This window comes from Methylophilus sp. 42 (genome assembly GCF_000384155.1).
Taxonomy (GTDB): Bacteria; Pseudomonadota; Gammaproteobacteria; order Burkholderiales; family Methylophilaceae; genus Methylophilus.
Genome location: NZ_KB913031.1, coordinates 1,517,362 through 1,535,904, shown reverse-complemented (window position 1 = coordinate 1,535,904; position 18,543 = coordinate 1,517,362). Strand labels below are relative to the sequence as shown.

General features: G+C 48.8%; 22 protein-coding genes and 2 tRNA genes. 13 read left to right on the top strand and 11 right to left on the bottom strand.

Annotated features, from left to right (window positions below):
- Positions 1-89 precede the first annotated feature (89 nt).
- Positions 90-536: a preQ(1) synthase gene (queF, locus tag MET42_RS0107570; RefSeq protein WP_019882272.1), complete on the top strand. Its 447-nt coding sequence runs from the start codon at positions 90-92 to the stop codon at positions 534-536.
- Between the two features lie 166 nt (positions 537-702).
- On the opposite strand, the gene MET42_RS14590 is transcribed toward queF, so the two are convergent.
- The 4 genes from MET42_RS14590 to MET42_RS0107550 all read right to left on the bottom strand — a co-directional run bounded on the left by MET42_RS14590 (position 703) and on the right by MET42_RS0107550 (position 2,126).
- Positions 703-855, bottom strand: a complete 153-nt coding sequence (locus MET42_RS14590; RefSeq protein ID WP_019882271.1) for a PEP-CTERM sorting domain-containing protein — start codon at positions 853-855, stop codon at positions 703-705.
- A 321-nt stretch (positions 856-1,176) separates the two neighbouring features.
- Positions 1,177-1,252 (bottom strand) — tRNA-Glu (locus tag MET42_RS0107560).
- An 88-nt stretch (positions 1,253-1,340) separates the two neighbouring features.
- Positions 1,341-1,416 (bottom strand) — tRNA-Ala (locus MET42_RS0107555).
- Between the two features lie 179 nt (positions 1,417-1,595).
- Positions 1,596-2,126, bottom strand: a complete 531-nt coding sequence (locus tag MET42_RS0107550; protein WP_024930083.1) for a glutathione peroxidase — start codon at positions 2,124-2,126, stop codon at positions 1,596-1,598.
- Between the two features lie 221 nt (positions 2,127-2,347).
- Between MET42_RS0107550 and MET42_RS0107545 the strand changes: the two genes are divergently transcribed.
- Together MET42_RS0107545 and queD are read left to right on the top strand one after the other, a co-directional pair.
- Positions 2,348-2,521, top strand: a complete 174-nt coding sequence (locus MET42_RS0107545; protein ID WP_228519760.1) for a hypothetical protein — start codon at positions 2,348-2,350, stop codon at positions 2,519-2,521.
- A gap of 117 nt (positions 2,522-2,638) precedes the next feature.
- Positions 2,639-3,079, top strand: a complete 441-nt coding sequence (queD, locus tag MET42_RS0107540; protein WP_019882268.1) for a 6-carboxytetrahydropterin synthase QueD — start codon at positions 2,639-2,641, stop codon at positions 3,077-3,079.
- A 38-nt stretch (positions 3,080-3,117) separates the two neighbouring features.
- Here the strand turns inward: queD and rfbD are convergent, their stop codons facing one another.
- The 7 genes from rfbD to MET42_RS0107505 all read right to left on the bottom strand — a co-directional run bounded on the left by rfbD (position 3,118) and on the right by MET42_RS0107505 (position 8,586).
- A complete protein-coding gene (gene rfbD, locus MET42_RS0107535) occupies positions 3,118-4,038 on the bottom strand; it encodes a dTDP-4-dehydrorhamnose reductase (protein ID WP_019882267.1) in 921 nt (306 codons plus the stop codon).
- Positions 4,039-4,053: 15 nt separating this feature from the next.
- Complete coding sequence (rfbC, locus tag MET42_RS0107530; protein ID WP_019882266.1) at positions 4,054-4,605, bottom strand: dTDP-4-dehydrorhamnose 3,5-epimerase; 552 nt, start codon at positions 4,603-4,605, stop codon at positions 4,054-4,056.
- Positions 4,605-5,486 carry a glucose-1-phosphate thymidylyltransferase RfbA gene (gene rfbA / locus MET42_RS0107525; RefSeq protein ID WP_019882265.1) on the bottom strand — a complete coding sequence of 294 codons (882 nt, stop codon included), beginning with the start codon at positions 5,484-5,486 and terminating at the stop codon, positions 4,605-4,607. The genes rfbC and rfbA overlap by 1 nt, the downstream gene beginning before the upstream one ends.
- Positions 5,486-6,571 carry a dTDP-glucose 4,6-dehydratase gene (gene rfbB, locus MET42_RS0107520; RefSeq protein ID WP_019882264.1) on the bottom strand — a complete coding sequence of 362 codons (1,086 nt, stop codon included), beginning with the start codon at positions 6,569-6,571 and terminating at the stop codon, positions 5,486-5,488. The genes rfbA and rfbB overlap by 1 nt, the downstream gene beginning before the upstream one ends.
- Before the next feature lie 112 nt (positions 6,572-6,683).
- Positions 6,684-7,364: a DNA polymerase III subunit epsilon gene (dnaQ, locus tag MET42_RS0107515; protein ID WP_019882263.1), complete on the bottom strand. Its 681-nt coding sequence runs from the start codon at positions 7,362-7,364 to the stop codon at positions 6,684-6,686.
- A gap of 12 nt (positions 7,365-7,376) precedes the next feature.
- A complete protein-coding gene (gene rnhA, locus MET42_RS0107510; protein WP_019882262.1) occupies positions 7,377-7,802 on the bottom strand; it encodes a ribonuclease HI in 426 nt (141 codons plus the stop codon).
- The gene (locus tag MET42_RS0107505; protein ID WP_019882260.1) at positions 7,792-8,586 is read right to left on the bottom strand and encodes a class I SAM-dependent methyltransferase; all 795 of its coding nucleotides are present in this window, start codon (positions 8,584-8,586) and stop codon (positions 7,792-7,794) included. The genes rnhA and MET42_RS0107505 overlap by 11 nt, the downstream gene beginning before the upstream one ends.
- Positions 8,587-8,687: 101 nt before the next feature.
- Here MET42_RS0107505 and gloB point away from each other — a divergent pair, with 101 nt between their 5' ends.
- The 10 genes from gloB (at position 8,688) to MET42_RS0107450 (ending at position 18,490) form a co-directional block, all read left to right on the top strand.
- The gene (gene gloB, locus MET42_RS0107500) at positions 8,688-9,473 is read left to right on the top strand and encodes a hydroxyacylglutathione hydrolase (protein WP_019882259.1); all 786 of its coding nucleotides are present in this window, start codon (positions 8,688-8,690) and stop codon (positions 9,471-9,473) included.
- 201 nt (positions 9,474-9,674) lie between these two features.
- Entirely contained in the window at positions 9,675-11,225 is a 1,551-nt protein-coding gene (locus MET42_RS0107495; protein WP_019882258.1) for a transglycosylase SLT domain-containing protein, read from the top strand.
- 38 nt (positions 11,226-11,263) lie between these two features.
- Entirely contained in the window at positions 11,264-12,940 is a 1,677-nt protein-coding gene (locus MET42_RS0107490; protein WP_019882257.1) for a peptide-binding protein, read from the top strand.
- Positions 12,941-12,942: 2 nt separating this feature from the next.
- Complete coding sequence (locus tag MET42_RS0107485) at positions 12,943-13,968, top strand: ABC transporter permease (protein ID WP_019882256.1); 1,026 nt, start codon at positions 12,943-12,945, stop codon at positions 13,966-13,968.
- Between the two features lie 28 nt (positions 13,969-13,996).
- Entirely contained in the window at positions 13,997-14,818 is an 822-nt protein-coding gene (locus MET42_RS0107480; protein WP_019882255.1) for an ABC transporter permease, read from the top strand.
- Between the two features lie 37 nt (positions 14,819-14,855).
- Complete coding sequence (locus tag MET42_RS0107475) at positions 14,856-15,641, top strand: enoyl-ACP reductase (RefSeq protein ID WP_019882254.1); 786 nt, start codon at positions 14,856-14,858, stop codon at positions 15,639-15,641.
- 306 nt (positions 15,642-15,947) lie between these two features.
- Positions 15,948-16,373 (top strand): hypothetical protein, encoded by a 426-nt coding sequence (locus tag MET42_RS0107470; protein ID WP_019882253.1) that lies wholly within the window; start codon positions 15,948-15,950, stop codon positions 16,371-16,373.
- A gap of 86 nt (positions 16,374-16,459) precedes the next feature.
- Complete coding sequence (locus MET42_RS0107465) at positions 16,460-17,101, top strand: hypothetical protein (protein WP_019882252.1); 642 nt, start codon at positions 16,460-16,462, stop codon at positions 17,099-17,101.
- Between the two features lie 537 nt (positions 17,102-17,638).
- On the top strand, positions 17,639-17,905 hold the full coding sequence (locus MET42_RS0107455) for a hypothetical protein (RefSeq protein WP_019882250.1): 267 nt from the start codon (positions 17,639-17,641) through the stop codon (positions 17,903-17,905).
- A gap of 60 nt (positions 17,906-17,965) precedes the next feature.
- Positions 17,966-18,490: a hypothetical protein gene (locus MET42_RS0107450; protein ID WP_019882249.1), complete on the top strand. Its 525-nt coding sequence runs from the start codon at positions 17,966-17,968 to the stop codon at positions 18,488-18,490.
- Positions 18,491-18,543 lie beyond the last annotated feature (53 nt).

The following is an 18,543-nucleotide window of genomic DNA, read 5'->3' as shown; positions in this document are numbered from 1 at the left end:
GTAAGAAAACCGCTTATAAGAATTTGAATGGTTGCTTAAGCGGTATAATACCCATTTTTATCAAGAAACAATCAACAAACATGAGTGCAATGAACGAACATTTACTCGGTGGCAAGCCAACAGCCCAAGCGGCAAAGACGCTGGAGACTTTTGATAACCCGAATCCTAACCGCGATTTTCATATTCATATGGAAGTGCCGGAATTTACCTGCCTGTGCCCGAAAACCGGTCAGCCTGACTTCGCGGTGATTTACCTGGACTATATTCCTAACAAATTGTGCGTGGAATTAAAGAGCCTCAAACTGTATATGTGGTCATTCCGTGACGAAGGCTGTTTTCATGAAGCCGTTACCAACCAGATTCTGGATGACCTGGTCAGCGCGATCGATCCGAAATTCATGCGCGTGACTGCCAAGTTTTATGTGCGTGGCGGGATTTTTACCAATGTGGTGGCAGAACACCGCGCAGCGGGCTGGCAGCCTCAGCCATATGTAGAGTTATCGCAATTTTCTGCGCAAAGTAATATTCGCGGATAAAAGCTAAAGCGAAGAAATATCAAGCCCGGCCTGCCGGGCTTTTTATCGCCATGTGATATCACACAAGAATCTCGCATCCCCTTTATACGTTCAGGCGTATCTTCGCAATACGCATAAAAAAGCCCCACATTAAGTGAGGCCCTTTATTTCAGCTGACAACTCAGGACTATTTCTTTCTAGCCACGATCACGCCAATCAGCCCTAAACCCATGGCAATTAAGCTCATGCTTTCGGGTTCTGGTACAGAGAGTGGCTCAGAGGCTGCATAAGCCACCGTTGAAACCAGCAGCCCTGCAAGTAAGGTTATTTTCGATAGCATATTTGTTTCCTTCTATTTTTATGAATGCCGAATCCCATCATGGGTGCACGTTAATAGCATTAACGTTCGATAAGCCTTAAATCTTTAATAGTTAGCGTCAAAGATATGTTGAGTATCAGTTTGAGATATAACTTCACTCCAACAAAACAGGACATGTCATACATGAGCCCATACGGAGAAATCCCGAGGACTTTTTGTATAACATTGCTATTGAGAATAGTATTAAGAAATAAAACAGATTTTTCGCATATGTGCGATACATGAGCACATATGGATTTTCTACATGATTGAATTTACTGCTAGAAATCACTGAGTGATTTTTGGCGTCCCCACGGGGATTCGAACCCCGGTCGCCTCCGTGAAAGGGAGGTGTCCTAGGCCTCTAGACGATGGGGACCTAAGAAATTTAACAACCTGCGCATTATACCAGTTTTTCAAATAATTGAAATATTTATTTTTAAAAAAATTCAATATTTTCAATCACTTGGTGGAGATAAGCGGGATCGAACCGCTGACCTCTTGCATGCCATGCAAGCGCTCTCCCAGCTGAGCTATACCCCCGAATCTCTGGTATTGCAGTTCTTCGTTTTGCAGTGCAATTCAAAGAAGGCGCCATATTAATGATGGCTAGAAGTCTTGTCAACGGCTTTCAACATAAATCTTTAAAAAAACTGCATATCGTTTTGTTTACAGCGCTGACCTGCTGAAAAAATCAGCAAATCAGCCCGCGATGACGGAAACTATTTGAGGTAGGGCTTGATCTTGCTCATGATCTCTTCGCTCTCTGGCCGCGTCATGCTATTAAATGAATACACTTTTTGGCCACCAGGCAGAATGACATATTTATAAAAATTCCATTGCGGTGCCTGCCCGGTTTGCTTGATTAACTGTTGATACAAAGAATTAGCACTACTGCCGGTGACACTGGATTTCTCAACCATGGGGAATTTGACAGAATAAGTCAGCTTGCAAAAGTCACCAATTTGCTTGTTATTGCCTGGCTCTTGCCTGAAGTCATTAGACGGAAAGCCAATGATCACCAGGCCTTTGTCCTTATATTGGTCATATAAAGACTCCAGTGCTTCAAATTGTGGCGTGAAGCCGCACTTGCTGGCCGTGTTCACAATAAGGATAGGTTTATCCTGAAATTGACAAAAATCGACAGTTTGCCCTTGCAGGGTCTTAAATTGGTGTTGATATATTGGCAGACAGTCAGCCTGCGCCAATGAATAGCCTCCCAAGCCCAACAACATGAATATCACACCTCGCATTGCATCTCTCCTGAAACTTTTGTTTATGTTATGCCTTTACAGACAGTCAGTTAGCTTGATTGTTCTGTATGAATGGCGCATATTTTACTTTTTTTAATAGTTGCCGTTAATAAAATTGTAAGGAACAAAAATGATCATTGGCATAGTCTATGCTAATGCATTATTAAGAACAGTAAGGACTGACATGTTTGAGTAAATTAACGATGTACTGGGAGACCACCATGTTACAAAAAGCAACGCCTACCGACAAATTTAAAAAAATTGATCAAATGCTGGAAGATTTTGCCGGCGATGAAGTCGATGATTTCGAGTCTAGCTATGGCAGCTATGAGAAGAGCCACAAGCACTACTCTGCTGACGAAGATGCTTTAATGAATATTGACGATCTGTATTAATCTGCCCGAAGCATGAATGCAGGCGCTAATGCCTGATCAATCATCACGCACAGCGTGCACCATTGCTGACTGATATCACGGTGGTTACTGATTATAGTTGCCTGATATAATGCCGGGATGGAAATTACTACACGCTTGGAATTCGATGCCGGACATCGTATTCCTGATCATAAAAGTCAATGTCGCAATCTGCACGGCCACCGTTACGCCATAGAGATTACCCTCTCGGGCGACATCATCCACGCTGAACACGCTTCAGAAAACGGAATGGTGATGGACTTTGCCGACGTCAAACGCATTGCCCGTGAAACCATCGTTGACCGCTGGGACCATGCCTTCCTCGTCTACCGGGGAGATGCCGCCGTTCTGGACTTTCTCAATAGCCTGCCAAATCACAAAACCATTGTATTCCCGACCATTCCAACGGCCGAGAATATGGCTGCAGAGGCCTTCAGATTGCTCAAAGCGCAATACAGGGACACTTTTGGCAACCATCTGAAACTGATGAAAGTCAGGCTCTACGAAACGCCCAATAGCTGGACCGATGCGTTTGACTAGGCCTAACCAGGTTCAAACGAATTAGTCATTAAAACAGGTTAATCAGTCGCGGCGGCGGCTAATTCAGCCATCACCTGATTTAAGGCGATCGACCACTCCGGCAAGGTCACACCAAACGTTTGTTCAAGCTTGGCGGTTGAGAGCCTTGAGTTTGCCGGGCGTTTGGCTGGCGTGGGATATTCGGCTGCCGCAATAGGCTGCACGTCTTTCACGGCTAAAGCTGGCCAGCCGCGTACGCTCTCTAATGCACGATACTGCGCCACGATTTCACTGGCAAAGCCAAACCAGGATGTTTCTCCGCTATTCACCAGATGATACACACCAGTTTGTGTCACATCTTCCTGATGCCAGCGTGTGACTAATTCTGTCACTGCTTTGGCAATGGCAGCATCTGATGTCGGTGCGCCGTACTGGTCTGCCACAATACGCAAGTTTTCGCGCTCTTTGGCTAAGCGAATAATGGTTTTTAGAAAGTTTTTACCATAGCTGCCATAAACCCAGCTGGTACGTAAAACCAGGTGCGGCAGCCCAACTTGGCGAATCGCCTCTTCACCGGCCAGCTTGCTAGCGCCATAGATGCTGATCGGGTTAACGGTATCGCTTTCTACATAAGCAGAGTGTTGTGTGCCGTCATAGACATAATCGGTTGAAAAATGAATCAGCCCGGCGTTGAGCCTGGCGGCTTCTTCCGCCAATACGCCTGGCGCAACCGCATTAATGGCATAGGCCAATTCACGCTCAGACTCTGCTTTATCCACCGCCGTATACGCCGCCGGATTAACGATCAAATCTGGTGCAATTTCGCGCACCATGCGCCTGATATGATCAGGCTGCGTTAAATCCAGCTGGTGGCGGTCACAGGCCACCACTTGCCACTCATTGGCTAACTCTAAAGCCAATTGTTGCTGTAATGCGTGACCCACTTGACCGCTGACGCCGGTTAACAGAATTTTTTTCATAGCTCAATCAACTGGTCAAATGACATCAAATTTAGGTGCATCTGCCCAGGATAAGCCCTGCTGGTCTTTGGCCGACAGGCTAGGCGCCTGAGTCAAGGGCCAGTCTACGCCCACCGTGGCATCATCCCATTTCAGGCAAGCCTCATGCTGCGGCGCATAATAGTCGGTGGTTTTATACAAAAAGTCTGCCGTCTCAGACAACACGACAAAGCCATGTGCAAATCCCGGCGGAATCCACAGCTGACGGTGATTTTCCGCATTCAAATGTGCACCCGTCCATTGGCCAAAGGTCGGCGAGTCACTGCGCATATCCACCGCGACATCAAATACCTCGCCCTGCACCACCCGCACCAGCTTGCCCTGCGGTTGCTGTATCTGGTAATGCAGGCCGCGTAATACACCTCTGCCAGACCGCGAGTGGTTATCTTGTACAAATTGCACATCCAGCCCGGTGCAATCTTTAAAGGTGTTGGCGTTAAAGCTTTCCAGGAAAAAGCCACGGGCATCGCCAAATACTTTAGGCTCCAGAATCAATACTTCTGGAATGTTTGTTGCCAACACTTGCATTAAAACACCTGCTCTTTGAGAATTTGTTTCAGATACTGCCCATAGCCATTTTTGGCATATTTATCAGCCAATTTATCCAATTGCTCGGCATTGATAAAACCCTGGCGGTAGGCAATTTCTTCCAGGCAGGAGATTTTCAAGCCCTGGCGCTTTTCAATGGTTTGAATAAAGCCACTGGCTTCAAGCAGAGACTCGTGGGTGCCGGTATCCAGCCATGCCATGCCACGGCCCATGACCTCAACGTTGAGCTCACCCCAGGCCAGGTATTGCTTATTGACATCGGTAATTTCAAGCTCACCGCGTGGCGAGGGTTTGAGGTTTTTGGCAATATCGACCACACGTTGATCGTAAAAATACAAACCCGTCACTGCATAGCGGGATTTCGGCTGTGTCGGCTTCTCTTCTAGGCTAATGGCGGTGCCTTGCGCATCAAACTCCACTACGCCATAACGCTCGGGATCATTCACCGGGTAAGCAAACACAGTCGCGCCCTGCTCACGCTGCCCGGCAGCCATGGCCATTTCGCCCAACTCATGCCCATAAAAAATATTGTCGCCCAGTACCAGTGCGCTGGTATCGTTTCCAATGAAGGACTCACCGAGGATAAATGCTTGTGCCAGGCCATCTGGAGACGGCTGCACCTGATATTCAATGCGCATGCCCCACTGGCTGCCATCGCCCAGCAGCTCTTTAAAACGCGGGGTATCCATGGGCGTGGAAATAATCAGCACCTCGCGTATGCCTGCCAGCATCAGGGCCGACAAAGGGTAGTAAATCATGGGTTTGTCATACACGGGCAACAGCTGCTTGGAAACCACTTGGGTCACCGGGTACAAGCGTGTGCCGGAGCCACCGGCCAGTACAATGCCTTTTCTTGCCATTATGCGAGCTCCTCTCCACGTTCGTGGTAATTCTTGTTCAGCCAATGCTGGTATTCACCGCTGGTGACACGCGCCACCCACGCATGATGCTCCAAGTACCAGCGCACGGTTTTACGGATACCGGTTTCAAACGTTTCCTCTGGCTTCCAGCCCAGCTCTTGCTCAATCTTGCTGGCATCAATCGCGTAGCGCGCATCATGGCCCGGCCTATCCTTAACAAAGGTCATCTGGTCACGGTAACTGCCTTGCGCTTTTGGTCGCTCCTGATCGAGGATATCGCACAAGGTATGCACCACATCGAGGTTGGTTTTTTCATTCCAGCCACCGATGTTGTAGGTTTCCCCTACTTTGCCTTTGGCCAATACCTCGCGAATCGCACTGCAATGGTCTTCGACATACAACCAGTCGCGAATATTACTGCCATTACCATAAATAGGTAATGGTTTACCAGACAAGGCATTGTGTATCACCAGCGGAATCAGCTTTTCCGGAAAGTGATACGGACCATAATTGTTGGAACAGTTGGTGGTCAGCGTCGGCAAGCCATAAGTGTGGTGATAGGCACGCACCAGATGGTCAGAGGCCGCTTTTGAAGCTGAGTATGGGCTATTCGGCTGATAAGTATTGGTTTCCTTAAACGCCGGATCATTTGGCCCCAGCGAACCGTAGACTTCGTCAGTGGACACATGCAGGAAGCGGAACTGCTGTTGCTCGTCCACCGGCAACGCTTGCCAATAGGCGCGTACTTCTTCCAGCAAGTTAAAAGTACCCACGACATTGGTTTGAATAAAGGCATCCGGCCCATGGATAGAACGGTCCACGTGGCTCTCGGCCGCGAAATTGAGTATCGCACGCGGCCGATGCGTTTCCAGCAACGCTTTAACCGCCACACGGTCACCGATATCCGCATGCACAAAAATATGGTGAGGATTTTGGCTGATACCGGCCAGGTTTTCCATGTTGCCGGCATAGGTCAACTTATCCAGATTGATCACTGTCCCCAACTTGTGCCTGACCCAGGCATTGACAAAGTTGCTGCCAATAAAACCGGCGCCGCCGGTAACTACGATTGTTTCTGTAAGCATAAAAGACCTAAATCCAGAATAGTTTTACCGATTGATACTTACTGCATATTAGCTTATGGCGTCTGATCTCAAATGCCCGATAAGCAGCCATGACATCATGTTAATGCTGTCGCTACCATGAAGTTGCACCGGCCTTGGCAAGGCCGCTGATGTATTGTTGATGCGCGTCCAACTCTTCTGCATCTGCCGTGACCAGCTTTAATGCAGAAAAATCTACTGCCAGATGCGTATGCGTCGTTTGCTCTACCGGGCTGGATAACTCCATCAGCAAGCTTTCCTGGCCACGCGTCATGGCGATATAGACTTCAGCCAGCAACTCCGCATCCAGCAAAGCGCCGTGTAAGGTACGCTGCGAGTTATCAATGCCAAAGTGGCGGCACAAGGCATCCAGGTTGTTACGCTGCCCTGGCCGCATTTCCTTGGCCATTTTCAAGGTATCGATAATGCCGCTGACATAGGTCTCCAGCTTGTCCTGGCCGAGTTTGGCGAGTTCCATATTAAGAAAGCCAATATCGAACGGCGCATTATGGATAATTAACTCGGCACCCCGGATAAACTCGACAAACTCTGCGGCAATACTTGCGAATAACGGTTTGTCCTGCAAGAACTCCAGAGAAATACCATGCACTTCTTGCGCGCCTGGATCGATCTCACGTTCTGGATTGATGTAGATGTGAAAATGGCGCTGGGTCGGCCTGCGGTTAAAGATTTCTACTGCCGCAATTTCAATAATGCGATGGCCCTGGTCCGGATATAAACCGGTGGTTTCCGTATCGAGAAAAATCTGTCTCATGCAATCCCCCTGTTAACCCGCTGCAACCGTCAGCACGCCCTGATTGGCCAGTGCATCGGCGCGCTCATTGCCTTCATTACCGGCATGTCCTTTGACCCAGATCCATTCGATCTGGTGCGTGACTGCCAGTGCGTCCAGCATTTGCCACAAGTCAGCATTTTTGACCGGTTTTTTATCTGCTGTTCGCCATTGCTTTTTTTTCCAGCCTGCCAGCCACTCTGTCATACCTTTTTGCACATAGCTGGAGTCTGTATACACCTTCACCTGAGAGGGCTTTTTTAATGCTTGCAGCCCTTGAATCACCGCCATCATTTCCATGCGGTTATTCGTGGTCAGCGCTTCGCCCCCAAACAGTGACTTTTCATGCTCACCTGCTTTGAGCCATACACCCCAGCCCCCGACGCCAGGATTGCCTTTGCAGGCACCATCAGCGTACATTTCTATCCATTGTTGTGTCGACATCCGCGCATTCTAACTGTTTTTGTGCCTGTTTTTGTATGCTGGACTGGCCTTTTCGCACTTGCAAAGCATGGTTGAGCGGAGATTTTTTCCATTCAGGTTTCAGCAAGCGCACATTCAATACCCTTTTTTTGGCAATCAGGAAATACACACCACCGGTCATGCCACAAGTGTGCCGCCCCCAACGCTCAAGGCAAGATTGCCGCGCCAGCCACAACGGGTCATTCACCGGCAAGGCATGCACCAGGCTACCGCTATGCACCACTTCAAATCCCAGCACGTTGAGCCAATCGCGTATACGCCAGGCAGTGAACAAGCGCTGAAATCGTCCAGCCTGCTTAAACTGGCCGACCCGGGCGCGCAGCCCTAACCCACTCAGCGGTGTGATGCCCGTCAGTATCAGCGTGCCTTCAGGTACCAACACGCGGAATACTTCACGTAGCGTCTGTTGCGGGTCGGCACACTGTTCCAGCACATGCGGCATGCACACCAGGTCCACCGACTGTTCGGCAAAAGGCAAAAACTCACTTTCACAAAGCAATGAAGCATTTGGCGCAGCGGTGAGTTGCAAGGAATGTTTGTAGGGGATGCGGCATTGCTCAAGCAAGTCATGCGTCGGCCAGCCGATCTGCAAGGCATGAAAGCCAAACACATCAGCGACCGTTTGCGCATAGAGCGGAATCTCGCGCTGCGCGATGTAGCTGCCCAAAGCCATGGCTTCAAAAGCAGTTGTATTCAAAGTAGCAGACTGGCTGGATTGCAAGGTAGACTCCCCAAAATGCCAGAGTTAAAACAAAGCGAACAAATAAGCGCTTAAACACGATTGTGCCTTGACAATCATGACCATTTTTTCAATGATGCGGGATGCACGTCACTTCTGCAAGCATAGAGATCACCGCACTGCCCGCTTTTAGCGATAATTATTTATGGCTGATTCACTGTGGTCAACATGCGCTGGTGGTCGACCCTGGTGATGCCGAGGTCGTAGCACAAGCGCTACAGGATCGCCAGTTGCAACTTGATGGCATATTGCTGACCCACCACCATGCAGATCATGTTGGCGGGGCCGCAGCGCTACAGCAGCGCTGGCAATGCCCGGTCTATGCGCCGGACAGCGACCACCCGGCTTATCAGTCATTGCAGGCCAAGCGCGTCAAACAAGGTGATCACCTCACATTTGCACACTTTGGCACTGGCACATTAACTTGCGATGTGCTGGCTTTGCCAGGGCATACCCTGGATCATGTAGCTTACTACCTCAACCACCAGCACCTGTTTAGTGGCGACGTATTGTTTGGCGCAGGCTGTGGCCGTTTGTTTGAAGGTACGCCCTCACAAATGTATGCCTCGCTGCGACACATCGCTGCACTGCCAGCTGACACGCTGATTTATCCGGCGCATGAATATACGGCCCACAATATCGCTTTTGCACAAACAGTGGACCCCGACAATCCGGACTTGCAGCAGCGTGCGCAAAATACTGCGAATTTACGCGCGCAAAACTTGCCCACATTGCCCACCACCTTGGCCCTGGAATTAGCAACTAACCCTTTTCTGCGCTGCGAAGCCTTGTCAAAACAAATAGCTTTTCAGCACTGGTCGCCGATTGATGTGTTTACCGAACTGCGCGCCCGGCGCAACCACTTCTGATGCAGATCGCCTGTGCAGACATAAAGACTTGTCTCACTGAAAAATTAACGTAGAATGATGTCCTCCTTAAAGCGCTTGTATGCGTTACGTCAATCACGTGCTGGTTGGCATGGCCACCTGGCCGCCCGGTTTCATCAATGCATGCGCAAGTTTTTTCGTGTATCCGCTTGCGCGACAGTCTCAGGATTAAGTATTACCGTCATGCGTTTTAAAAAATTACTGCTATGTGCCGCCCTTTCGGCCTTTCCATTATTGGCATTGGCTGAATACGTAGAGCCAGCCAGCATGTCGGATGACAACGGCAGTTATGATGAAAGTTACGGCGGCCCGGAATCAGAAAACTATAATTCCAGTTACCAGTTTGAAGACTCGTTAACCCTGCAAGATAGCCTGTGGGATCGTGTGCGTGACGGCTTTAACATGCCTGACATAGATTCCACCTATACCAACAAGCACGAGCAGTGGTATGCCTCACGCCCGGACTATGTGTCACGCATGCTGGAGCGCAGCAAGAAGTACCTTTACCATATTGTGGTTGAAGTCGAAAAAAGAGGCATGCCGACTGAAATCGCGCTGCTACCCATGATTGAAAGCGGCTTTAACCCGAAAGCACTGTCTACCAGCAAAGCCTCGGGTATCTGGCAATTCATCCCCTCTACCGGCAAAGACTTTGGCCTCAAGCAAAACTACTGGAAAGACTCACGTAAAGACGTCACCGCTGCCACCCAGGCTGCGCTTAACTACCTGCAAAAACTCTACACCATGTTTGGCGCCTGGGATCTGGCGCTGGCTGCTTACAATGCTGGTGAAGGCACCGTGGCACGTGCGATTGAGCGTAACCGCCAGTTAGGCTTACCGACCGACTACCAGCATTTGTCTTTGCCTGACGAAACGCGTAATTACGTACCAAAATTGCAGGCGATTAAAAACATTATTTTCCGCCCTGAAAACTATGGGTTAACGCTTAATGAAATCCCCAACAAACCATATTTCACTACAGTGCAAGCGCCTAATAAAATCGACGCCAAACTGGCGGCTGAACTGGCAGGGATTTCACTGGAGGAATTTAACGCGTTGAATCCCAGTTTTACGCGCCCGGTGCTGATTACTGAAAATAGCCATCAAAAGCTATTGTTACCTACCTGGGCTGCCAGCAACTTTACCAACAACCTCAGTGGTTACAATCGGCCATTATCTAACTGGCACAGCTACCAGCCCAAGCGCGGTGAGCGCCTGGGTGTGATTGCCAGCCAGTTTGGTATCAGCATTTATGAATTGAGCGCCACCAATAACCTCAAGCCTAACCGTAACCTGATTGTGCGCAGACCACTGCTGGTCCCTGCCAGTGTGCAATCCGGTCTGACGCGCCCGATTGATGTCGCCGCGATGGCACAATTACCGATTGAGATCCCAGTTGAAAGAGAATATTCAAGCAAATCCGTATCCATCTCGCATAAGGTGAAACAAGGTGATACATTGGCAAAACTGGCAAAACGTTATGGCATCACTAGCAAACAAATCATGCAGCAAAACCACCTAAAATCGAAAAATCTGGCCGTTGGCCAGGTATTGCAGTTCGAAAAGCAGGAAGAGAAAGCCAGCAACACTAGCCAAACACGCGGATCAAAAACAAGCGGGAAATCTAGTCACAAAAAAACAACGGCCTCTAGCAAAACACGCACGAGTACATCCTCTGCTGCACATAAAAAAACGACCGCGACCCATAGTAAAAAAACTAAATCGACACACTGACACGGCCCCACACCATGACAAACCAACCATTGTCCGGCATGCATAACATTCGCACCAAGCGGCATGTGTCGACCGGTCAACGATTTGCCGTCGGCGTGTTGTCTAGCTGCTTGATCGCTTGCGGCTCAGATCAACCGGATAAAAATATCCCAGCCCTTAACCAGACCTACCCTGCACAACCTGGCGGCACTATGATCAGCGCCATGCCCTCAGACCCGAGCAGCATGATAGGCATGGTTGCGGGTGAATCTGCCTCTCTGGCGATTGGCGCTTACCTGTTTAACTCAGTGCTCAAGTATGACCAGAATCTGGATTTGACCGGTGAACTGGCTGAGTCATGGCAAGTGGCCGATGACAAGAAAACCATTACCTTTAGATTGAAACCCGGCTTGCAATGGGCGGATGGCAAACCACTTACCAGTGCAGACATCCTATTCACCTGGCAACTGATTACCGATGAAAATACGCATAGCCCCTATGCCTCGGACTACCAGTTAGTCACAAAAGCCGAGGCACCGGATGCCCGCACGTTTATCGTGCATTATTCACAACCGTTTGCGCCAGCACTCGAGAGTTGGGCCAGCTTGCAAGTATTGCCCAAACATAAACTGGCCGGACAGGATATCCGCACCACCAGTTTTGCGCAAAAACCGTTAAGCAGCCATTATTACCAGTTAAAAGAATGGCGACATGGTGAATATATCAAACTGGAAAAGAATCCTAAATCCGTGTTAGGCCCGGCCAACATTGACCATTTGATTGAGCGCATTATCCCCGATCCGGCGGCACAATTTCTGGAGTTAATGGCGGATAACATTGACAGCATGAATATGGACCCGATTACCTATGCGCGCATCATTCCATCACGCCCAGCCCTGCAAGCCAGGCTCAATCAGTATAAAGAGCTGGGCAATAGCTACACCTATCTTGGCTTTAACCTTAAACGCAAACCATTTGATGATGTACGCATCCGTAAAGCAATCAATTACGCCATAGACAAGCAAGAAATTATTGACGGTGTTTACTTAGGTTTGGGCATTACCATTGCCTCCCCTTACAAGCCCGGCACGCGCTGGAGCAATCCACAACTGACGCCCTACCCATTCGACCCAACGAAAGCAAAACAACTGCTGGCAGAAGCAGGCTACCAAGACAGTGACGGTGACGGCATTGTGGAACGCAACGGCAAAAAATTATCGTTTGAAGTGCTGACTAACCTCGGCAATAAACAGCGCGAAAAAACAGCGGTGATTATCCAGCGCCGCTTGAAAGAGGTCGGCATTGAAACGCATATCCGCACCCTGGAATGGGCCAGCCTGCTGACCAACTTTATTAAACCAGGCGACTTTGACGCGGTCGTCATGGGCTGGGGCTTGGGGTTAGATCCAGATCAATACACCATCTGGCATTCCAGCCAGCAAAAGCCTGGGCAATTCAATTTTATTGGCTATAACAATCCAGCCGTGGATAAATTACTCGAGCAAGGTCGCCTGGAATTTGATCCGGAAAAACGTATGCAGATTTATCATGATTTTGCCAAGGTGCTTTATGATGATAGCCCACTGGTGTATTTATCTGCAGGCTACGGCCTGACGGCCATCCATAAGCGCATACAAGGTATTATGAATCCAGTACCGCCTGCAGGTGTCGGCTACGACTCACAAAAGTGGTACGTCCCCGAACCACTCAGGCGCACGCAAATACAGGCAGAATAGGCATGCTTAATTATTTGATCAGGCGCGTATTATGGCTGATTCCGATGTTGATCGGCATCAGTCTGATTTCTTTTTTCATCATGCACCTGGCTCCTGGCGATATCACCAGTAGCGAAGCGGCATTTGATCCCAAATCGTCTGAAGAATCGCGCCAAAAGCTACGCGAACTCTATCATTTAGACAAACCCATCATCGTGCAATATGGCTTGTGGCTGGAGCGCATGGTGCATCTGGACTTTGGCCACTCGTTTGCCAGCCATCAAAAACCAGTGTTTTGGGCAGAAACCGATAAAGAAGGAAACACCACGCCTGGCATGATTCAAGAGGCGTTACCTATCACGCTGCTGATGAATATCGTCGGCTTGTTGTTGACCCTGACACTGGCCGTGCCGCTGGGCGTCATTGCGGCCAAGAAGTATGGGCAGTGGCCAGACCGTAGCATCACGCTATTTAACTTTATTGGTTTCTCTATTCCCGGTTTTTGGCTGTCTTTATTATTGATGTATTGGCTAGGCGTGATTCACCCCTGGTTTCCCATTTCTGGCCTGCATAGCCTCAACTACGCCCAACTCGACGCCTGGCAAAAATGCCAGGACCTGTTTATGCATTTATTTCTGCCCGTGGTGATTCCAGCCATCACAGGCCTCGCCGGTGTCACCATGTTTGTTAAAAACGGCATGCTGGATGTACTGAGCCAGGATTTCGTCACCACCGCGAGAGCAAAAGGCCTCAGTGATCGTACCGTCACTTACCGCCATGCCTTGCGCAACGCGCTATTACCGCTGATTACCCTGATCGGCTTATCCCTGCCCGGCCTGATTGGCGGCTCGGTGATTGCCGAAACCATTTTCGCCATCCCCGGCATGGGTAAATTATTTTACGAAGCCGTCATGATGCGTGATTTTCCCGTTGTCATGGGTATTTTGACCATAGGCTCAGCACTCACCCTGATGGGCAACCTACTGGCCGACCTTGCTTATGCCTGGGCAGATCCGCGCCTGCGCAGAGGCGTCATGCCGCAACGCTAAATAGAGAACGATAAGCAGAGAACATACAATGCAAAGAATCCTGCAAAATCCGTTGGCGCTGACCGGGCTCTGCTTCATCGGCGTCATTCTGCTGCTTGCGCTGCTCGCGCCATTGATCGCGCCCTATGACCCGGATGCGATTCAAGTCAAACAAATCCTGGTTGCGCCTTCAGCCGAACACTGGATGGGCACCGACGGCCTTGGCCGTGATGTCTGGAGCCGGATGCTGTTTGGCGGTCGCGTATCCTTGTTGGTCGGCTTAGTTGCCGTGGGTATTTCGACCGTAATTGGCGTCATTCTCGGCGCCCTGGCTGGTTATTACCGCGGCTGGGTAGACACCGCCATCATGCGCCTGGTCGACATCATGCTCTCCATCCCCAGTTTTTTCCTGATTCTGGCGGTGATCGCCTTTTTAAGCCCTTCGATTACCAACGTCATGATCGTGATTGGCCTCACCTCATGGATGAGCGTCACACGCCTGGTCAGGGCCGAGTTCCTGAGTCTGACCCAGCGTGAATTCGTCACCGCTTCAACCGCCTTGGGCGCACAAGACTGGCGCGTCATTTTTAAACATTGCCTGCCGAATAGCCTCACGCCTGTTTTAGTCAGCGTGGTGTTAGGCATTGCCAGTGCGGTATTGCTCGAATCCGGCCTGAGCTTTCTGGGCCTCGGTGTGCAACCGCCACAAGCCTCTTGGGGCAACATTCTCACCGACGGCAAGGAGTATATCCAGTTTGCCTGGTGGCTCTCGCTCTACCCTGGACTTGCCATATTAATTACCGTGTTAGGGTATAATCTGCTCGGCGAAGGTTTGCGTGATGTGTTTGACCCGCGTTCTCACACCCGCTAGCCCAATTAACTGAACTCATTACCAAACAGGAACAAGCATGGCATTTCTTGCTGGAAAAAAAATTCTGATTGCCGGTTTGCTGAGCAACCGTTCAATCGCTTATGGCATTGCTGCCGCAATGAAGCGTGAAGGCGCTGAACTGGCCTTTACCTATCAAGTCGACAAACACGAAAAGCGTGTGCGCGACCTTGCTGCTGACTTCGAGTCCGACATCGTTTTACCCTGTGACGTTGCTGAAGATGCGCAAATCGACAACCTGTTCGTAGAGTTGGCTAAAGTCTGGGATGGCCTGGACAGCTTGATACACTCTATCGCTTTTGTGCCTAAAGTCGCCCTTGATGGTGACTATCTGGACAATATCAGCCGCGAATACTTTCATATCGCGCACGATATCAGCTCCTACAGCTTCTCTGCCATGGCGAAAGCAGCCTACCCAATGATGCAAGGCCGCAACGGCAGCCTGCTCACACTGAGCTACCTGGGTGCAGAACGCACCATGCCTAACTACAACGTCATGGGCGTGGCTAAAGCCAGTCTGGAAGCCAACGTCCGCTACCTGGCACAAAGCCTTGGCCCCCGTGGCATCCGCGTCAATGCAGTTTCTGCTGGCCCGATCAAAACGCTGGCTGCTTCAGGCATTGCAGACTTCGACAAGATGATCGGCTTCAATGAAAAACACGCCGCCCTGCGCCGCAACGTCACGATTGAAGAGGTGGGTAACGTTGCCGCCTTCTTATCCAGCGACCTGGCCTCTGGTGTCACTGGTGAAATCACCTACGTGGATGGTGGTATGAATATTACCGCAGCGGGTCAAATCGACTAAAACGATTTTTCTAGCAGAATAAAAAACGCCTGAACTCTCAAAGTCAGGCGTTTTTTTACAGCTCAATGCTGAACACTTGCATGATTTAACAATAATGCAGTAAATTACTTAGAACTTATTCGTCGTTATCTAAAACGGTAAATAAAGACAAGGTGCACTAAAATATAAATAGAATTAAAAGTGGTGCACGAAAAAATAGTAACTATATGATTATTAAAAAATAATGAATAATTTTATGTTTATATACACTATCCCCAATAAAATATTAAGTTCGCTTTTGGTGTTTAATTTACGTTGGGCATCAGTATGTTGAACATTGAGTTTGAGCCAGAAAATCAATCCGAGCTATGTAAATGCTGTGGTGGGCTAACTACATCGCTCACCCGCTTTGTTTACAACGATGATGACGCTTATGCTGTTTATTATGCGAAATTTTCTAACAACCACCCTGAGCGTGTTGTCGTTGCAACAGTGAGTTTAGGTGAGTGGGGAGAGGGTTCAACGCCAGCCCAGAGAGTGGCTTTCGCATTCGAACTAAGAAACTCAGAAAATGAGTATCAAGTTGGTTTAATTGATGCTCAGTTTTCACCGTGGCATGAAGCAAAAACGATTGGACGTACTCTAAATCGAGATGAGGCACTGGCTCATCCGCTGCTTAAAGAGGCATTCCATGTTACCGATCACATGGTTACAGATGATGAGCCAATCCGAGAGTATTTAAATGCACAGTAAAGTTATGCCCAACCCATCCATCAAGCGGGACGCCTAACGGCGCCCCTTATGTCAAACGTTAGATTTCATTCGAGTCTGCACACACTATGACCAGTGATCTTTGGAACATTTTTTTAAACGTTGTCGCCGCATTTATCTATGCGGGAATCGTGTGGCTTTGGCAAAACCGAGCTAAGAAGAAACAGTTACCGACACAACCACCACCTACATCTGCGCCAATATCAGGTAATGAGCCAACAGACCGCCGTGCACGCAATCTGCAAGCCCTAGAAGCTGGAACGCAAGCATTTCTCTTTTACTTGGTTACGTTTGCAGCCTTGTATCTATCAATCACAATGCCTGCGCTGTTTAAGGCTCTGTTTGCAAAAGAGCCGGTGTTACTAAGCCAAGCTAGGTACATTGGGGAATTCTTGCCTTCAATCCCGATTGGGAAAGATTACTTACAAATCTCGTTTTTTGTTGTAGCCGCTGTCATCTATTGGCCTTTGCTTATCCTTTCTGAAGCAATCATGTCACTGCTTTACCCATTGGTTGACGCATTCCGCCCTGTGACAAAGAGAATATGGAATGCAATCACAATGCTAGTTTTCCTTGTGTTTTGTATCCCGGTGGCAGCAACATCGATTTGGCTCTTCTATGAAAAGTCATACACTGATTCGTTGTTAACTGTTTTGTTTTTCATTTTTCTTGCCTTTGCTCTTGGGCAGGCGCAAGGCGGACGCAGATGAAACCAACATGGCGCCCAACCTCGCTCCCTTTGGTCGCTGGACGCTGCGCGAGAAGACCGCGCAACGCCGGTTAGCTCTACGTTAGACGACATGTGGCCTTTTTCTAAAACGAAGTTGAAACCCAGCTCAAACGGAGTTGGTCAGCTATTTCTGTTCAAAGAGCGCATGTTTAAGGAGGGTGCCTCGCAACCCATTCTTCAACTGGGTCTTCGTTCTTTTGTTGAGACATACATACCCGAGGCTGAATTTGAAGTCTTGTTTGGTGGTTACGCTGCTCGAAACATCTGTGGTGAAAAATACATTGGGGTGTGGAGCGTTCGAGTTGCAAGCCGTATGCGGCGTATTTTACGAGAGCGAGGTGCCTCGTTCACCTTGATAAATAATCATCCACGTGAAACTAACCTAAGTTTTAGTCTAACCCATCAGTCAAGCGGGACTGGCGAAAACAAGCATCTATGAAGTTAGTTTTAATAACTTCGGCTGTGCCGCCATCATCGCCAGCCCCTTACTTCAAACGTTAGGCATAAGGAGACTTCTGTGACTTACAAAGTCGAGCACGCGGGTCGCACCAATAGTTCATTTGACGACTACAAGTACAAAATATTTGAGGATGGTCGCTTGGTCGCGGAGTATTGGCATGACTACCGAGGAGATGATCACGGCATCAAGTTTGTTAACGGCAAAGAGGAGAATGGACCGCTTGGTCGTATGGTCGATTTCCTTGAAGGGGGGGGCCCGCAACCTTTGGTACTCTCTTTGAAGGCCATTACTTACCTTAACAAGGTGTTACATGAAACTGCCTAACCCATCCATCAAGCGGGACGCGCTAAAGCGCGCCCCTTATCTCAAACGTTAGGCAACATCATGAAAACATTTCTGATCTCTCGACTACTTTTTCTCTTTTTTCTCTTTAGCTGCCTTCCATCGATAGCCGGTACGCTTTGCAAAAAGGATGAAGTGAACTACTTCACATGCAATATAAAGTCTAGTGAGAAAGTTGTTTCTCTTTGTGGAAGTAATTACTGGGATTTAGAAAAACGAATATTAATAACCGATGCATGGCTTCAATACAGGTTTGGGAAACCAAATAATGTTGAGATTGTTTTCCCTACGGAGAAAAAAGATTCTTTGGCCAAGTTTGAAGCTGAGTATTACCACCCATATCACGGCTTTCTGCATTCCATAGGCTTTAAAAATGGGGGCACTAATTACAGCATTGATGTTGTTGAGACTGAAACCACTACCTTTTATGGTGTTACTGTAAAGCGAGGCAATAAAACTATAGAGCTTGCCTGTTCTGGTATGCCATCTACTCCTAGAGTTGTTTCGGGTATAAATTTTTACACGCTTATTGAAGAGCTTGCTGATAAGGACAATGATAGTAAGTGATAAAAAGGCTAACCCATCATTCAAGCGGGACTGGCTCAAGCCAGCCACTTATA

What these genes read in the sequence shown, in the direction of transcription:
- queF (WP_019882272.1), top strand. Translation starts at nt 90, where the DNA reads ATGAACGAACATTTACTCGGTGGCAAGCCAACAGCCCAAGCGGCAAAG.
- MET42_RS0107545 (WP_228519760.1), top strand. Translation starts at nt 2,348, where the DNA reads ATGTTACAAAAAGCAACGCCTACCGACAAATTTAAAAAAATTGATCAA.
- MET42_RS0107550 (WP_024930083.1), bottom strand. Translation starts at nt 2,126, where the DNA reads ATGCGAGGTGTGATATTCATGTTGTTGGGCTTGGGAGGCTATTCATTG.
- queD (WP_019882268.1), top strand. Translation starts at nt 2,639, where the DNA reads ATGGAAATTACTACACGCTTGGAATTCGATGCCGGACATCGTATTCCT.
- rnhA (WP_019882262.1), bottom strand. Translation starts at nt 7,802, where the DNA reads ATGTACGCTGATGGTGCCTGCAAAGGCAATCCTGGCGTCGGGGGCTGG.
- MET42_RS0107495 (WP_019882258.1), top strand. Translation starts at nt 9,675, where the DNA reads ATGCGTTTTAAAAAATTACTGCTATGTGCCGCCCTTTCGGCCTTTCCA.
- MET42_RS0107485 (WP_019882256.1), top strand. Translation starts at nt 12,943, where the DNA reads ATGCTTAATTATTTGATCAGGCGCGTATTATGGCTGATTCCGATGTTG.
- dnaQ (WP_019882263.1), bottom strand. Translation starts at nt 7,364, where the DNA reads ATGAGACAGATTTTTCTCGATACGGAAACCACCGGTTTATATCCGGAC.
- rfbB (WP_019882264.1), bottom strand. Translation starts at nt 6,571, where the DNA reads ATGCTTACAGAAACAATCGTAGTTACCGGCGGCGCCGGTTTTATTGGC.
- MET42_RS14590 (WP_019882271.1), bottom strand. Translation starts at nt 855, where the DNA reads ATGCTATCGAAAATAACCTTACTTGCAGGGCTGCTGGTTTCAACGGTG.
- gloB (WP_019882259.1), top strand. Translation starts at nt 8,688, where the DNA reads ATGCACGTCACTTCTGCAAGCATAGAGATCACCGCACTGCCCGCTTTT.
- MET42_RS0107475 (WP_019882254.1), top strand. Translation starts at nt 14,856, where the DNA reads ATGGCATTTCTTGCTGGAAAAAAAATTCTGATTGCCGGTTTGCTGAGC.
- rfbA (WP_019882265.1), bottom strand. Translation starts at nt 5,486, where the DNA reads ATGGCAAGAAAAGGCATTGTACTGGCCGGTGGCTCCGGCACACGCTTG.
- MET42_RS0107490 (WP_019882257.1), top strand. Translation starts at nt 11,264, where the DNA reads ATGCATAACATTCGCACCAAGCGGCATGTGTCGACCGGTCAACGATTT.
- rfbD (WP_019882267.1), bottom strand. Translation starts at nt 4,038, where the DNA reads ATGAAAAAAATTCTGTTAACCGGCGTCAGCGGTCAAGTGGGTCACGCA.
- MET42_RS0107450 (WP_019882249.1), top strand. Translation starts at nt 17,966, where the DNA reads ATGAAAACATTTCTGATCTCTCGACTACTTTTTCTCTTTTTTCTCTTT.
- MET42_RS0107470 (WP_019882253.1), top strand. Translation starts at nt 15,948, where the DNA reads ATGTTGAACATTGAGTTTGAGCCAGAAAATCAATCCGAGCTATGTAAA.
- rfbC (WP_019882266.1), bottom strand. Translation starts at nt 4,605, where the DNA reads ATGCAAGTGTTGGCAACAAACATTCCAGAAGTATTGATTCTGGAGCCT.
- MET42_RS0107480 (WP_019882255.1), top strand. Translation starts at nt 13,997, where the DNA reads ATGCAAAGAATCCTGCAAAATCCGTTGGCGCTGACCGGGCTCTGCTTC.
- MET42_RS0107465 (WP_019882252.1), top strand. Translation starts at nt 16,460, where the DNA reads ATGACCAGTGATCTTTGGAACATTTTTTTAAACGTTGTCGCCGCATTT.